Genomic DNA, 14,474 nt, shown 5'->3' with positions numbered 1-14,474 from the left:
CCCTTGAAAAAATGGATTAGTGCAGTGACCTGTACTCATTTTTTGTAGAATGGGGCGATTTCATTCCCCTTACCAGTCGATTACATAATCGTCGCATGAACTTCTTGCTTCATCGTTTGCACAGGTTTATTCTGTCCATCCACAAATACAACGGTAGGCTTGTGATTATTTGCCTCTTCTTGAGACATCATCGCATAGGAAATGATAATGACGGTATCCCCAGGCTGTACCAGACGGGCCGCTGCTCCATTCAAGCAGATTACTCCACTTCCCCGTGGACCTGGAATGACATAGGTTTCCAAACGTGCGCCATTGTTGTTATTCACAATTTGCACTTTCTCATTTTCCATCAGATCGGAAGTTTCCATTAGATCTTCATCAATGGTAATGCTACCCACATAGTTGAGGTTTGCTTCCGTAACGGTTGCCCGGTGAATTTTGGATTTCATTAGTGTTCTAAACATGGGACAGTACCTCCGATTTTTGCAGCCTTATATTGTCAATCAATCTTGTTTTGCCGAATTTTACTGCAAGTGCGATCAACAAATCGTCACGACCATGAACTTTTTCCTGATCCGCAAGTGGCTCCAGACTTGGAAAAGCCTGAATTTCAGCATAATCAATCACAGCCATTGGTGAACGTTCAATGTTCTGACGCAATATGCCGCGGATATCCGCTGCCGTCAACGCCGTCCCCGCATCTACAGCTTCCTGTGCCTCACGTAACGCCTTGGACAGAACGAGAGCTTCCTGACGCTGTTCTGTACTGAGGTACACGTTGCGCGAACTAAGCGCCAATCCATCACTTTCACGAACGATAGGACAAGGTACAATCTCAACTGCCATGTTCAAATCGTTAACCATCTGCTGGATCACAGCTACCTGCTGTGCGTCCTTCATGCCAAAAAATGCACGCTGCGGTTGTACAATGTTAAACAGCTTCGACACGACCGTAGTCACTCCGTCAAAATGCCCTGGACGAGAAGCACCGCACAAGCGATCTGTTAAACGGGAAACCGATACGGTCGTTTGTGTAGGCTGTGGATACATCTCTTCAACAGAGGGAATAAATACGATATCCACCCCTTTTGCTCGTGCTGTTTCCACATCTCTGGCTTCATCCCTAGGGTAACTGTCAAAGTCTTCATTCGGACCAAATTGAATGGGATTTACGAATATGCTCAAAACCACGATATCACTCTGTTGTTTGGCCGCTTGCATCAAGCTTGCATGGCCATCATGAAGAAATCCCATCGTAGGCACAAGTCCTACAACGGACTCTCTGGACTGAATCGACTGACGTTTCAAGCTCAGTTCTTGTCTTAATTCTGCGATTGTCCGTATCACTTTCATGCGTTCGTCTCCACCTTTTCTTTGCGATGTCCATACAGTTGATCCAGAACGCCGTCAGCGGCGGTAAATATATGCTCTTCTGCCGGGAATGAGCGATCTTTGACTTCTTTCACATAGGACTCAATGCTATTACGAATTAATGTACCTACGTCTCCATACGATTTGACAAAGCGTTTTGGGGTGTATGGGGAAGCATACTGAACCACATCATGGAATACCAGTACCTGACCATCACACCCTCTACCTGCCCCAATACCAATCGTAGGAATAGACAGTTCTTCCGAGATTGCTCTAGCCACTTCTTCCGTAACCAGCTCTAGTACAATGCCGAAAGCTCCGGCTGCTTCAAGCGCCTTGGCTTCGTCCATCAGCCGTTTGGCATCTGCAGCATCCTTGCCCTGAATACGATAACCGCCAATTTGATTCACGGACTGTGGTGTAAGTCCGATATGTCCAAGTACAGGTACACCGGCTTGCACAACCGCTTTTACCGTATCCGCGATTTCGAGACCGCCCTCCATCTTGACTGCTTGTGCATGCCCCTCCTGCATCAGGCGACGAACACCTTTGAGCGTCTCATCCAGGCTGCCATGATACGTCATGAAGGGCATGTCAGCAACGATAAACGTATTTCCCGCACCACGTACCACAGAGCGTGTATGGTACACCATATCGTCGATCGTAACAGGCAAGGTGGAGTTATAACCCAATACCACGTTTCCCAGTGAATCACCAACCAGAATCAGATCGATACCCGCTTCCTCAGCCAATTGGGCTGTCGGATAATCGTAAGCTGTAATCATGCTAAGCGGCACGCCGTCCTGCTTATATTTTTTCATTTTCACAATATTCAACGCTGATTTGTTTGCCATTTTCGTCATGGCTCCTCTCATCTTTTCAATTTAAAAACAACAAAAAAACCTTTTAGTTTCCACTAAAAAGTCCCGAAAAGTCAAAAAAGAGTCACTTGCGATCGTCCCTTCTGTCTCGGTCCTCTTCGGCTCAGAGCAGAATCCAACAACTCACTTTATTACCATTGCTGCCTTGTCACTGCAACATTTTGAAGCAGAACAAAGCATACTACTGCCGGAGTGCAATTCGGTCTGCATTAGCCGATATCGCCTCACGAACACAGTATACCAAAGTTCTGCCCAAAGTTCACGTCTTATGTTCATTTTAACGGTGTAAATTCGACAAATTGTTTAATTTACCAATGAAACTTCACCGGAGTAAACCGATACACGCTCACCGTTTTTCTTCTCCAAAATCAATGCGCCAGAAGAATCAAGGCCTATGGCTGTACCTTCGATGATCCCCTGTGGATTAGCCACCTTAATTTCACGATTCATGGATACGGACAAAGCTTCCCAGAGCGAAGAGATCACATCGAACCCTTCCTTTTGATACAAAAAATACAAACGCTCCAATTCTGAGAGAATGGCCGCTGCAAGTTTGGTTCGGTCTACGGTTTGTCCCGTTTCCATCTTAAGTGAAGTTGCGATTGAACTCAGATCCTCAGGATAATCCTTAGGATCAAAGTTCACATCTACGCCTATGCCTGCGATACAGTAGCGTAATTCGTGGTCTTCAACAGTCGATTCAAGCAGAATCCCGCATACCTTGCGACCATCAATAAAAAGATCATTAGGCCATTTAATCCCGGCATCAGCACCTGTATATGACCGAATGGCACGACACACCGCCACACCCGTTAATAACGTAAGCTGTGGTGTATTTTGCAGTGCAAGCTCCGGACGCATTAGAACACTCATCCAGATGCCTCGTCCAGGTGGGGAGTACCATTTACGTCCAAAGCGACCTCGTCCACCCGTCTGTTCTTCTGCCAGAACCACTGCCCCTTCGCCCTGCCCCTGCTCAGCCATGTGCTGAACATCACCTTGGGTAGACAACGTGGAATTCAGAATGATCGCCTTCCGACCAAACACCGTCGTTTCCAGAGCCAGCTGAAGCGCTGTAGCATCGATACTGTCCGGTTTCGTCACCAAGCGATACCCTTTGCGAGATACTGCTTCAAACTCATAACCCATATCGCGCAGTTTGTTTACGTGCTTCCACACGGCCGTACGGCTAATGGAAAGGTTGCGACTGATCTCCTCACCAGACACAAACTCCCCTTCGGCATTCAGTAACATATGTAACAGTTCCTCATGCTTTGTCATCTGCAGCCACCCGCTTTACTTCGTTGGTCAGCATGTCATGCTGATTCGCTATATTTCCGATCGCAGTCTCTCTTAAGAGATGTTTCATCAATTGTCCCAGCCATGGTCCACCCTTACGTCCAAGCAGCTGCAGAACGTTCTCACCTGTAATTTGCAGATCTTTCAGTTCATGCACTTTCATAGATTGACTCCATGCAGCACCTCGGGATTGTATTATGTCGATCTGTTCTTCGTGCAGAACCTCTTGATCTCGCCAACCTGCTGGAAACAGTCGTTGAACGATGAGCCAGTCCTCTGTTGCCTGACGTCCGCAAGCTAGCACAGTCACGATCCATTCTGATCGTAGTGTCTCTTCATCCCTCAGCTCCTGTACGACAGTCTGAATTAACTGTTCGACCTGGAGAACTCCACTAATGCGGGAACGATCGTCATTAGAAAACGTCCATTTTCGAAGCAAAGCATCTGCTTCATCTCGGGTATAACGACCTGCAATCAGTATCATGGACCAGCGCAATAAAACGTTCTCTTCCATCAATTGTTCCATATTGCACATGAGGGCTTTATTGAATCGTTCCATATGGATCGGTGCTTTCACATGCTCCAGCGCCTGGCTGCGAAACAGCAATTCCAGACCGCGCAGCGGATGGGGGCCTGCCATCATTTTCACCATTTCGGTACGTACTCTTTCCATGGCGATATGTTGGAGCAGATCCTTTTGATGAACAAGCCCCTTCCAGGTGTTGTAGGCAATTTTGAAATCAAATACCGAAGCAAAACGAACACAGCGAAGCATCCGCAGCGCATCTTCACCAAAGCGTTCTGCTGCCGATCCCACACATCTGACCCGCCCATCCTGAATATCCGATTGTCCCCCGAAAGGATCAACGATATTTCCGTCTCGATCCATAGCGAGAGCATTCATTGTGAAGTCACGCCGCTGCAAATCTTCTTTGACATCCTGCACAAATTGAACGGCAGCGGGTCTTCGATTATCCTTATATTCAGATTCGGTGCGGAAGGTCGTAACTTCAAAGTAAAAACCTCCTGAACGAACAGTAACCGTTCCATGCTGGAGGCCTGTAGGAATGCAATCGGCGAACAGTTCCATGACTTGCTCAGGGGAAGCGGACGTGGTGATATCCATATCATCCACGCTACGTTCCAGCAGTTCATCACGTACACAACCACCGACCCAGTAGGCCTCGTACCCTTTTTCATTTAATGTCCGCAGCACCTGTTCACTTTGTCTTGCCATTTCATGGTCTACCTGTGTCCATTCAACCACTTACTCTCACCCCATAACTACGTGTTGCTTGGTGTGGCTTACACAGAACTATTTCCAAGATGGAACTATCCTATCTGACGATCAGCCACAAACCGGCTTCAGATTTGGAACTTCACGTCCCAGTACCCGGTAGTATATTTGTTCATATTCGTGCCGAATGGCATCATTACAGAAATCATGGTGTGCCCGTCTCAAGCACGCTTCTCTGAAGTCCGCAGTCAAACGATCGTCTGTCAACAAACGAATCGTGTTCTCCGCCATCGATTGCGTGTCGCCGATTGGAGACAAAAATCCGGTCTTGCCGTGCAATACCAGCTCAGGGATACCTCCTGCTAGTGAACCAATGGTAGGTACGCCACAAGCCATGGCTTCGAGTGCCACCAGACCAAAGCTTTCCTTCTCGGACGGCAGCATAAGCACATCAGCCATCGAAATGACTTGAGCAATATCATCCTGCTTACCCAGGAAATGAACTTTGTCATTCAGTCCAAGCTCATTAATCTTCCATTGAATCTTCGGCAAATCCGGTCCTTCTCCAACAAATAACAGTTTGGCAGGTACTTGCTCCTGTACTTGGCGGAACACCTCTACAACATCCTGTGTTCTCTTCACAGGACGGAAGTTGGAGATATGCATCAGTATTTTTTCGTGAGGTGCTGCGAAGTCTCTACGCAGACTTGCGGCGTCACGCGGATAATAAATTCGTTTATCAATAAAGTTATAGGTCAGATCAATTGGACGTCTTATATCCAGCAATTCAACCGTTTCACGAATCAAATCCTGGGAAACGGCCGTAACCGCATCACTCTCGTTGATGGCAAGTCGAATCAAATCCTTCAACGACTCATCCTGCGCCAGTACGGTAATATCTGTTCCGTGTAACGTTGTGACCACCTTTAAATCCTCACCCACCATTTGTTTAGCCAAAAAGGCACACACCGCATGTGGCACTGCATAATGTACGTGCAGCAGATCCAGTTGCTGTGCTTTGGCTACTTGCGCCATTTTCGTGGCCAATGACAGGTCATACGGTGGATAACGGAAGACGTAATAATCGTTGACCTCAACTTCATGATAGAAAATATTTTTCTGAAATTTACCCAGTCTAAACGGAATACTATTGGCAATAAAATGAACCTGGTGACCCTGTTCGGCAAGCAATTTGCCCAGCTCCGTTGCGACAACGCCAGACCCTCCGAGGGACGGATAACAGGTTATACCAATTTTTAGCTTTTGATCCATCCGGTGGACGCTCCTTTAATCTCCCGCGTGTGCAGGTTGATGTAATGCAACGGAATTGCAATTGATAAATGATTTATACGAGAAAGTTCAATCGTTTTATGACTTGGCAGCTTGGCCAAATTGATGAACTACATATGGTGTAATACTAGCGAATCCTTCTGCAAATGGAATAAGGCTACGCTGTCCGAGCAAAGAATCCCGGGCTTTTACACGTTCAATATATCCTTGAGTCAATGGAGTGGCAACTGCGCCTTCTCCCAATTCGAACTGGGAACGATAACTGAGCAATGAATTTTCCTTCTGCTCATAGTGTTCCGTAATATCCACAATCAAATCCGTTGGTCCGATATCGTTAATGAAGTAAAAATACAATTCTTTCACCTGAACTGCGGGCATGTCCGGCTTATAGTTTCTAAGCTTGGCATTAAAGACAGCCTCCTGCACCAGCTTGCTGCACATCACATGATCCGGGTGACGATCCTCCCAATAAGGCGCAAACACGATTCGAGGGGCATGACGCCGTATCTCGGCAGTCACAGCTTCGATGTGTTCAGGAGTCATATACAGTCCCCGATCAGGCAAACCGAGATTGCTTCGACACGAAAGACCGAGGACGCGGGAGGCTTGCTCCGCTTCCTCGGCTCTGCGCTCTACTGTCCCGTTGGAGGACATCTCTGCCCGGGTCAGATCACACACGCCTACTTTCAGTCCCGCTGCAGTATGTTTGGCAATCGTTCCTGCCATTCCAATCTCTGCATCATCCGCGTGTGCACCAAATATGAGAATGTCCAAACTCATTGAGCATCACCCGAATTCAATCCACCCTCAGGCTTGTATTTATGTACAAGCTCTCTCCAGCCAAAATCACCGCGATCGAGCGCTTTAACGAGAATCTCTGCCGTTGCAATATTGGTAGCAAGCGGTATTCCCTGTACATCGCACAAACGCAGCAAAGCGTTAATATCTGGTTCATGCGGCTGTGCCATTAATGGATCACGCAGAAAAATAATCAAATCCATCTCATTTTGCGCAACCAAAGCTCCGATCTGTTGATCCCCGCCCAGTGGACCGGATTCAAACCGATGGATCTGTAATGAGGTGCCTTCCATAATACGAAGACCTGTTGTACCTGTCGAGTAGAGTTGATGGTCTGTAAATACATTTTCGTAGGCTGTCACGAAGTTAACCATCTCTTCTTTTTTGCGATCATGGGCAATAAATGCGATTTTCAACATGACAATCTCCTTTTAGTGTGTGTTCAAAAAGTCAGGTTTTCAGCACCAAGAAGGTTGGATAAAGCTAGGGACTGAGTAGCGGAGCTACACGTTTTCGGAGAAAACGGCTTCGGAAGCATGTGCTTGCGAACCTACGTGAGCAACGGAAGGCCCGGCTGAATTCAAGATTCGATGTCGTATCCGCTTCTCGAGTGACCTCGTGATCAAAAGTTGACTTTTTGAACTACCTCTTTTAGTCGATAAAGTGATCAAATCCGTAGATGAGTCCTGTATATTCCATAACCTTCTGTACACCAATCTTAACACCAGGCATATAACCTGCCCGTTCATAAGAGTCATGACGAATTTTGAGAGATTGGCCAAAGTCTCCAAATACCACTTCCTGCTGGGCGAATACCCCCGGCAACCGTACACTATGAATTCGGAATCCATTATAATATCCGCCACGCGATCCTTCGATCGTCTCTTCTTCATTCGGATTGCCCTGACGAAGTTCCTCACGGTTTGCTGCAATTAGCTCGGCTGTTTTGATTGCTGTACCTGAAGGAGCATCCAGCTTCTGATCGCCGTGATATTCGATGATCTCCACGTTCGGCATATGTTTGGCAGCTTGTGCGGCAAATCTCATCATCAGAATAGCACCGATCGAGAAATTCGGGGCGATTAGCCCTCCAATGCCTTTGTCCTGACACTGCTTGTCCAGCTGTTCAATCTGCTCCGGCGTAAAGCCGGTAACACCCATAACAGGTCTTACACCGTGACGAATGGCAATCTCTGTATGGGCAAAGGCGTATTGAGGGACTGTGAAGTCCACCATAACCTGTGGTTTAGTCTCTGCAAAAGCCATCTCGATATCATCGGTCAGAAGCACCCCACATTCGGGCAGACCGACAAGTGTTCCGGCATCCGTGCCTACTCCGGAGCGGTTGACCGCTGCGGCGAGCTCCAGTTCAGGATCTTGAAGCACCAGTTTCACTACTTCACGGCCCATCCGGCCAGCCGCTCCGATTACGGCAACTCTTATTACTTCACTCATCTTGGCTGCATCTCCTCACTATGTTGGTTCGTTTGGTTGAATCCATTTCAACAGATATCCATTCCGTTATGAAATGGACCCTTATTGAATGGACTTCATACGCTGCTTAATTTCCTGTAACATTAGATGCAGTTGCTCATTCTGCGGGTCCAGTAACAATGCGTCACGAACGGACCGGGTTGCAAGATCGAACTCATTCAGATCGCTGTAAGCAAGTGCAAGCATGATATGCGCTTCCACATATAACGGATCAAGTTTAACCGCCTGTTTCAGCAGATCGGCCGCCTGCACATATCGTTCATGCGTTCCGTCTCCGGCCTGCTCCAGCAGCACCTTGGCCTGAAGGCTTATCTGTTTGGCTTCCAGGGTCTGCAAATGCAAAACATATTCCTCTATCCCCTGTGACAGTTCAACAGCCTTACGCGCATATTCAAGCGCTGGAGCCAGGTGTTGACTGCGGGCATGTGTAATGGAACAACGATAATAGAGCTCCGCATGTTCCGGGTGAGCATTAATAGCAGATTCAAACCAACGAATCGCCTGCTCAAAATCATTTTGCAAAATACAGCGATAAGCATGCTGCATATACTCTTCCGGTGTCATCATCCAAGCTGTCCCTCCCCAATGAGGTGATGGTACAGCATATGTAATCTACGCCTAATCGGTGTTTTTTGGCGTCCACCGATTTGCATCGCGTGTGTTAAATTTATGCATGACTTTGTCGTGCGCCTCAGCCAGGTCGATCCCTAGAGAGTTAGCAAAACAAATCGTGATAAATAATATGTCCCCGAGCTCAAGCTCAATGGAATTGTCTGCTTCGGAAGATTTTTTCGGCTTCTCACCAAATTCGTGATTCACTTCCCTTGCAAGCTCTCCCACCTCTTCAGACATACGGGCGAGCATGGCCAGCGGGCTGAAGTATCCTTCTTTGAACTGAGAAATATACAGATCAACCTCACGCTGCATTTCTGCAATGCTTTTCTCCATGAGAACGGATTCTCCTTTTGAAATTGTGTCGTATTTGTTCCTAATATATCAGTTATTTAGATTCACTTCCACCATCATAAACGACAAATCATTTTTAAAGAATCGATAAACAGGTATACTAAGATGGGAATGATTGCTTTCTCATTCTAATTTGTAAAACGGAGAGGGAACTTATGAGCACTTCCAAAACCTGGGTTCAATTCAAATTGATTCTCCCCATCCTATTGGGTACGGCATTATATGCCTTTGGACTTCTGTACTTCATCATCCCCAACCAGCTTATGGAAGGCGGCGTAACCGGGATTACGGTCCTGCTGAACTATGCATTCAACATCTCTCCTTCGCTTACAACCTTGGTTGTTAATATTCCGCTCTTTCTGGTGGGGCTCAAGATTTTGGGCGGCAGACAGATGATCTATACAGGCGTGGGCATAGGAGCACTTACGGTGTTTCTGTGGTTATTTGAGAAAATGATTCATCTTGGCTGGATTGAACCGCTTCATACCCAGAATGACCTTTTACTTGCGGCGCTTTACGCTGGAGTTACCCTGGGGGCAGGCCTTGGTATCGTATTCCGCTGGGGCGGAACGACAGGTGGCTCTGACATTATTGCCCGCATACTTAATCGAAAATATGGCTGGAGTATGGGACGTGTTCTATTAGGTATCGATTTCATCATTATTGGTATCTCCCTCGTCTACATTCCCAAAGAAAAAATACTGTATACCCTTGTAGCTGTGTTTATCGCCTCTAAAGTGATCGACTTTATTCAGGAAGGAGCCTACTCGGCTCGCGCATTTATGATCATCAGTGACCATGCACCCGAAATTGCAGATCTGATTACCCGTGATATGGACCGCGGTGTAACGCTCATTCCCGCCATTGGTGCGTATTCGAAACAAGCCAAGCATGTTGCTTACTGTGTTATTTCCAGGCAGGAATTCCGACGTTTGCAGACGATTGTGCGTTCGGTTGACCCAAGAGCTTTTGTTATTATTAGCGATGTGCATGATGTACATGGAGAAGGGTTCAAGGAAAGCTGACCTTATATTTGTACACAAAAGAAAACCTCTCTCCCCAAGAGAAGAGCCACGGGTTGGCCTTCCTTGCAGATAGAGGTCTTTGTCATATTCTAATGGCAGTAATAGCAGTAATAGCTTAACGCCGAAACGGAAAAATACCTTGCTGCTGCGCCCGATATTTTCGGTACCCCGCATAACTTAGCGCTGCTATGATTATGGAAGTAATCAGCAACCCGGCTACCCTCCGATTAGGCCCCTGAACAAACGGTACAAAGGCACTTTCGTCCTTTTCACGACCGAACAACTGGTTTACCAGCTCTTCACCGTGGGCTACCATACTCTTCAATTGTGCAATGTCAGTCTGCTTGGCCTCAGCCAGACCCTTGGTATGAGATAACCAGGCGTCCAGTTGGGCGATCTCGTAAGGTTCACGGCGGATCATCGCCGCAGGCCGGATGGTCTCGTAATGCTCCTCCAGCAAGGCGTAGCGGCTTGCGATTATCGCCGAACTTAATTGCTGATCTGCCGCGGTTGACAGCGCATCAATATCATTTTTTACGATTTTATAATACTGGAGCCATAAAGGTTTGGCCGGGTTGGCGAGACTATCTGCCGCAAGTCGAAGTTTGGCAGAGGCCTGCTGCAAAGACGCATCATCACTTTTCACCCTGACCGCAGCTTCTTTCACTTCAACAATGGTCTCGGATAGGGCATGAATGCCTTCTACTGTCGTCTGACCCTCAAAGGATATATGCTCCAGACCTTTACTGATTCGCAAAATACTGCCTCTAACCTCTTCAATATCATTCTCCAAGGCATGTCGATACAGCAGGGCCGCTTCTTCATTTAATTGCTCAATTGAATTTTTGGCTGATACTTGCTGATCTGTATTTCCGTTCGCACCTGTACTGTCTGCTGATACGCTGTATGATAAGTTCGTCCAGAACAATAGAGTCATGAACGACGCCACCATAAATCCAGTTTTGATCCTGAACGTTCTCTTCATGGACATCCCTCCCATCACCAATGTATGGCAGGGGAGGGTGCCTTAGAACAAGCTTACATGATGAATCAGGCCCGTTTGGCCTGCCTTAAGGCAAGCCATGCACAAAGAATGCTCACTAGCGTCAGTCCAACGGTGAAATTGCGGACACCATCCAGATGGTCCATCAGCGATGCAGGCAGCCAAGGGAAGATATCATAGGTATAATCCATTGTATCGTTTAACAGCGTCCATAATGCAGCAATCACCAGAGCACCCCAACGGAACCCAAAGAATCGCACATACAGCAAAGCCTCGATAGCCATGGCGCTATGCGACGCAATTAACATCCAATCCTGCCAATTCTGTGCGCCCCCCTGCATCCAGCCTGCAAAAATGATGGAGACTGCCCATACTCCGTATTTTACCGAAGTAACCACAGCAAGCGCCTGTACGACATGTCCAATCCGATTCAGAAGCATCGATTTCGGCTTGTACAAAATCCACAACAAGGATAGTGTGAAAAACAGACTCGCAGTCGGACTGTCCGGCACAAACACAATTTGCCACAGTGGTTGCTGTGCCAGCGTATACTCCAATTGATCCCCGTACCATATGTATCCATATATTGTTCCTAATGCGTTACACCAAAAAAGAAGCCACAGGAAATAACGGTTCGTTAGAAATTCCCGGCTCCAAAAGTACGATAAAGCCACAGGCTCTGCCCCTTTCATCATATGTATTGTACGTTCCAAAAAATGATGTTGCGAAAAACGCCTCAAAAAAACCTGACCGCATAAACGATCAGGTTTCATTGCTTATTTCGATTTTACTGTTCTGCCTTCTGTTTCGCAAGCCATTCTGCCAGGTGATTGATGTCATCATCTGTCAGCCCTTGGGCGATGGCATTGTCGTACTGAGCAGGCATGCTGTTATATCCTTCTTTGATAATCGTCAGGATTTCTTCCTGGCTGTGTTTGTCGCCCACACCCCGAAGCGAAGGGCCTCCTGCTCCCTTCATATCTGCCGCATGACATCCGATACATCCGGCCTTTTTGAAGGTTTCCATTGCAGGGTCATCCTTCTCGACGATCGCCACTTCTTCTTTCTGACCTGGCGCATTCGACGTAGGAAGGCCCTGCGCGTGTTTCTCCCGCGCTTCTTCTTCACGCTGAATATGTTCCGGCTTCTGGCCGCTTGCTTCCAACTCATGCGCGTAGTGTGTCCACGCAACATTGGTCAGGTAGAAAACGGCCATCACCGATAGAATCATAAGTGATGATGCAATCGGACGTTTGTAGAAACGCCGCTCCTTGCCTGTATCCAGAAAAGGGGCCAGTAACAAAGCGCCGAAAGCAACTCCGCTGACTCCAAGTACCCCGAGCAGGACATAATCACCTGAGGCATATGGGTATTTCAAATACTGATACAGAAAAAGGAAGTACCAGTCCGGCATCGGGATAACCGATGCACTTGGATTGGCCGGGTAGCCCAGTGGTGCAGGTTCCGAAATCGTTAATACCAGAATACCAACCAGTACAACGACACCAACCATCCATTCCTTCAGCAAGAAGTTAGGAATAAAAGCCTCTGATTTGCCGGGATACGCCGTGTAATCCGGTGGAGTTATAAACCCCGCTCCTTTACGGACGCGTGAGTCCCCGACGAAGATAATCTTTTCCTGGTCATCTGACTTGTGTCCGTGAGCCATGTCGATTCCTCCCTTCTCAGATTATAGTGGTCCCGAAATGCCCTGTCTGCGGATCATAATAAAGTGACCGACCAGAAGCACCAGAAGCACAGCCGGAAGGAAGAAGACGTGCAGGGCAAAGAACCGTGTTAACGTCTGCGCACCTACAATAGTTCCGCCTTGCAGGAATTCCTTAATGATCGGTCCCAGCCAAGGAACCGTATTCGCAATCTCAAGCGTAACCTTGGTTGCAAAGTAGGCTTTGTTATCCCAAGGCAACAGATACCCGGTAAGCCCCAGACCCAGCATGACAAAAAAGATCAGCATGCCGACAACCCAGTTCATCTCGCGTGGCGCTTTGTAAGAGCCGGTAAAGAACACACGCATCGTATGTAAAAACATCATAACGATAACCAAGCTGGCTCCCCAATGGTGCATCCCGCGTACAATTTGGCCGAAGGCTACTTTAGTCTGCAGATACTCGACACTGGCGTAAGCATTAATAATATCAGGCACATAATACATGGTCAGGAACATCCCTGACAAAATTTGAATAACAGTGATAAAGAACGTCAATCCACCAAAGCAGTACACGAATGCGGAAAAGTGATGAGCCGGGTTTACGTGCTCTGGAACTTCATGATCCGCAACGTCCCTCCAAATTGGCGTGATATCGAGACGCTCGTCAATCCAGTCATAGACATTTTTAAACATCTGCGTTCACGCCTCCTATTTGACTCGGGTGTTCGGAATAATGTCTCCCAGATAAACCCAACCCTGATCTTCCTTCACCACATACTCATCAAGCGGCTTCGGGGCTACGGCAAGATTCTTGCCTTCCTTGTCATAATGCGCGCCATGGCATGGACAATGATATTCGTCGGGATATTGCTTATCACTGTTCCAACCTACGGTACATCCCAAATGTTTACAAATGGGTGAAAGCGCATAAATTTTGCCCTGCTCATCTTTCCTGATCCAGGCGATTAACGAAGCATTGCTCAAATACCAACCGTCTTGCTGTTTCAATTCAAACGTAAATTCTTGAGGTTCATTCGTAATTTTGCTGATTTCCGCTACTTTGACAGAGGTGCCTTCTCCCTTGTGCTGCAATATCGGGTCCACCGCAAAACGGACCATGGGGAGTATTGCACCGGCGGCCATGTAGGCTGTAGCTCCACCAAGCGTGTACGTCAAAAACTGCCTGCGTGACATTTCCATGCGGCTTGGCAATTTCATCGAAGCTTCGTGCTGGTCATGCTCACTGCTCATACTGTCTCCAACCCCCTTTTTCAGCCAACTCTCTCAATCGTTTTCATTATCAGAAATTCCACGACTTACTAGAACATACATAATCATATAGTAGCCCTAGAACACCGTCAAGAATTTGTCACACATTTTTAAGGTTCATTTGTAAGCGTTATTAAAAAAATGTTGGTAAATTGTCACATTTGTCATAGGA

Annotated in this window: 17 protein-coding genes; 1 reads left to right on the top strand and 16 read right to left on the bottom strand. The window is 47.3% G+C overall.

Translation table 11 applies throughout. From position 1 onward, the window contains the following. Window positions 1-80: 80 nt before the first annotated feature. From panD to HW560_RS17580, 11 genes are all read right to left on the bottom strand, one after another. A complete protein-coding gene (panD, locus tag HW560_RS17630) occupies window positions 81-464 on the bottom strand; it encodes an aspartate 1-decarboxylase (protein ID WP_062327492.1) in 384 nt (127 codons plus the stop codon). After that, on the bottom strand, window positions 457-1,353 hold the full coding sequence (gene panC / locus HW560_RS17625; protein ID WP_090900518.1) for a pantoate--beta-alanine ligase: 897 nt from the start codon (window positions 1,351-1,353) through the stop codon (window positions 457-459). The genes panD and panC overlap by 8 nt, the downstream gene beginning before the upstream one ends. Beyond that, a complete protein-coding gene (panB, locus tag HW560_RS17620) occupies window positions 1,350-2,225 on the bottom strand; it encodes a 3-methyl-2-oxobutanoate hydroxymethyltransferase (protein ID WP_090900521.1) in 876 nt (291 codons plus the stop codon). Before panB ends, panC begins: the two co-directional genes overlap by 4 nt. Before the next feature lie 330 nt (window positions 2,226-2,555). After that, window positions 2,556-3,533, bottom strand: a complete 978-nt coding sequence (locus tag HW560_RS17615) for a biotin--[acetyl-CoA-carboxylase] ligase (RefSeq protein WP_090900524.1) — start codon at window positions 3,531-3,533, stop codon at window positions 2,556-2,558. After that, entirely contained in the window at window positions 3,520-4,818 is a 1,299-nt protein-coding gene (locus HW560_RS17610; protein WP_306459201.1) for a CCA tRNA nucleotidyltransferase, read from the bottom strand. Before HW560_RS17610 ends, HW560_RS17615 begins: the two co-directional genes overlap by 14 nt. A gap of 81 nt (window positions 4,819-4,899) precedes the next feature. Then, on the bottom strand, window positions 4,900-6,060 hold the full coding sequence (gene bshA / locus HW560_RS17605; protein WP_090900527.1) for an N-acetyl-alpha-D-glucosaminyl L-malate synthase BshA: 1,161 nt from the start codon (window positions 6,058-6,060) through the stop codon (window positions 4,900-4,902). Window positions 6,061-6,156: 96 nt separating this feature from the next. Then, window positions 6,157-6,858 carry a bacillithiol biosynthesis deacetylase BshB1 gene (gene bshB1 / locus HW560_RS17600; protein WP_090900532.1) on the bottom strand — a complete coding sequence of 234 codons (702 nt, stop codon included), beginning with the start codon at window positions 6,856-6,858 and terminating at the stop codon, window positions 6,157-6,159. Beyond that, a complete protein-coding gene (gene mgsA, locus HW560_RS17595) occupies window positions 6,855-7,295 on the bottom strand; it encodes a methylglyoxal synthase (protein WP_024630633.1) in 441 nt (146 codons plus the stop codon). Before mgsA ends, bshB1 begins: the two co-directional genes overlap by 4 nt. Before the next feature lie 232 nt (window positions 7,296-7,527). After that, window positions 7,528-8,331, bottom strand: a complete 804-nt coding sequence (dapB, locus tag HW560_RS17590; protein ID WP_053780709.1) for a 4-hydroxy-tetrahydrodipicolinate reductase — start codon at window positions 8,329-8,331, stop codon at window positions 7,528-7,530. An 81-nt stretch (window positions 8,332-8,412) separates the two neighbouring features. Further along, window positions 8,413-8,937, bottom strand: a complete 525-nt coding sequence (locus tag HW560_RS17585) for a tetratricopeptide repeat protein (protein ID WP_090900535.1) — start codon at window positions 8,935-8,937, stop codon at window positions 8,413-8,415. A gap of 51 nt (window positions 8,938-8,988) precedes the next feature. After that, the gene (locus tag HW560_RS17580; RefSeq protein WP_024630636.1) at window positions 8,989-9,318 is read right to left on the bottom strand and encodes a nucleotide pyrophosphohydrolase; all 330 of its coding nucleotides are present in this window, start codon (window positions 9,316-9,318) and stop codon (window positions 8,989-8,991) included. A 173-nt stretch (window positions 9,319-9,491) separates the two neighbouring features. On the opposite strand from HW560_RS17580, the gene HW560_RS17575 reads away from it, so the two are divergent. After that, on the top strand, window positions 9,492-10,361 hold the full coding sequence (locus HW560_RS17575) for a YitT family protein (protein ID WP_063566789.1): 870 nt from the start codon (window positions 9,492-9,494) through the stop codon (window positions 10,359-10,361). A 115-nt stretch (window positions 10,362-10,476) separates the two neighbouring features. Here the strand turns inward: HW560_RS17575 and HW560_RS17570 are convergent, their stop codons facing one another. From HW560_RS17570 to HW560_RS17550, 5 genes are all read right to left on the bottom strand, one after another. Further along, a complete protein-coding gene (locus HW560_RS17570) occupies window positions 10,477-11,346 on the bottom strand; it encodes a sporulation protein YpjB (protein ID WP_177185751.1) in 870 nt (289 codons plus the stop codon). 65 nt (window positions 11,347-11,411) lie between these two features. Beyond that, window positions 11,412-12,038: a DUF1405 domain-containing protein gene (locus HW560_RS17565; protein WP_090902507.1), complete on the bottom strand. Its 627-nt coding sequence runs from the start codon at window positions 12,036-12,038 to the stop codon at window positions 11,412-11,414. Between the two features lie 113 nt (window positions 12,039-12,151). Next, window positions 12,152-13,033, bottom strand: a complete 882-nt coding sequence (locus HW560_RS17560; RefSeq protein ID WP_090807379.1) for a menaquinol-cytochrome c reductase cytochrome b/c subunit — start codon at window positions 13,031-13,033, stop codon at window positions 12,152-12,154. Between the two features lie 21 nt (window positions 13,034-13,054). Continuing rightward, window positions 13,055-13,726, bottom strand: coding sequence for a menaquinol-cytochrome c reductase cytochrome b subunit (gene qcrB, locus HW560_RS17555; RefSeq protein ID WP_017687726.1), 672 nt, complete (start codon window positions 13,724-13,726; stop codon window positions 13,055-13,057). A 15-nt stretch (window positions 13,727-13,741) separates the two neighbouring features. After that, on the bottom strand, window positions 13,742-14,284 hold the full coding sequence (locus tag HW560_RS17550) for a QcrA and Rieske domain-containing protein (RefSeq protein ID WP_090900541.1): 543 nt from the start codon (window positions 14,282-14,284) through the stop codon (window positions 13,742-13,744). Between the last annotated feature and the right edge of the window lie 190 nt (window positions 14,285-14,474).

The organism is Paenibacillus sp. E222 (genome assembly GCF_013401555.1).
In the GTDB taxonomy this organism is placed as follows: domain Bacteria; phylum Bacillota; class Bacilli; order Paenibacillales; family Paenibacillaceae; genus Paenibacillus.
The sequence above is the reverse complement of the archived record's forward strand: the minus strand, read 5'-3'. Positions and strand labels throughout refer to the sequence as shown.

What these genes read in the sequence shown, in the direction of transcription:
- HW560_RS17580 (WP_024630636.1), bottom strand. Translation starts at nt 9,318, where the DNA reads ATGGAGAAAAGCATTGCAGAAATGCAGCGTGAGGTTGATCTGTATATT.
- mgsA (WP_024630633.1), bottom strand. Translation starts at nt 7,295, where the DNA reads ATGTTGAAAATCGCATTTATTGCCCATGATCGCAAAAAAGAAGAGATG.
- bshA (WP_090900527.1), bottom strand. Translation starts at nt 6,060, where the DNA reads ATGGATCAAAAGCTAAAAATTGGTATAACCTGTTATCCGTCCCTCGGA.
- HW560_RS17560 (WP_090807379.1), bottom strand. Translation starts at nt 13,033, where the DNA reads ATGGCTCACGGACACAAGTCAGATGACCAGGAAAAGATTATCTTCGTC.
- dapB (WP_053780709.1), bottom strand. Translation starts at nt 8,331, where the DNA reads ATGAGTGAAGTAATAAGAGTTGCCGTAATCGGAGCGGCTGGCCGGATG.
- HW560_RS17615 (WP_090900524.1), bottom strand. Translation starts at nt 3,533, where the DNA reads ATGACAAAGCATGAGGAACTGTTACATATGTTACTGAATGCCGAAGGG.
- panD (WP_062327492.1), bottom strand. Translation starts at nt 464, where the DNA reads ATGTTTAGAACACTAATGAAATCCAAAATTCACCGGGCAACCGTTACG.
- HW560_RS17585 (WP_090900535.1), bottom strand. Translation starts at nt 8,937, where the DNA reads ATGATGACACCGGAAGAGTATATGCAGCATGCTTATCGCTGTATTTTG.
- qcrB (WP_017687726.1), bottom strand. Translation starts at nt 13,726, where the DNA reads ATGTTTAAAAATGTCTATGACTGGATTGACGAGCGTCTCGATATCACG.
- bshB1 (WP_090900532.1), bottom strand. Translation starts at nt 6,858, where the DNA reads ATGAGTTTGGACATTCTCATATTTGGTGCACACGCGGATGATGCAGAG.
- HW560_RS17575 (WP_063566789.1), top strand. Translation starts at nt 9,492, where the DNA reads ATGAGCACTTCCAAAACCTGGGTTCAATTCAAATTGATTCTCCCCATC.
- panC (WP_090900518.1), bottom strand. Translation starts at nt 1,353, where the DNA reads ATGAAAGTGATACGGACAATCGCAGAATTAAGACAAGAACTGAGCTTG.
- panB (WP_090900521.1), bottom strand. Translation starts at nt 2,225, where the DNA reads ATGGCAAACAAATCAGCGTTGAATATTGTGAAAATGAAAAAATATAAG.
- HW560_RS17570 (WP_177185751.1), bottom strand. Translation starts at nt 11,346, where the DNA reads ATGAAGAGAACGTTCAGGATCAAAACTGGATTTATGGTGGCGTCGTTC.
- HW560_RS17550 (WP_090900541.1), bottom strand. Translation starts at nt 14,284, where the DNA reads ATGAGCAGTGAGCATGACCAGCACGAAGCTTCGATGAAATTGCCAAGC.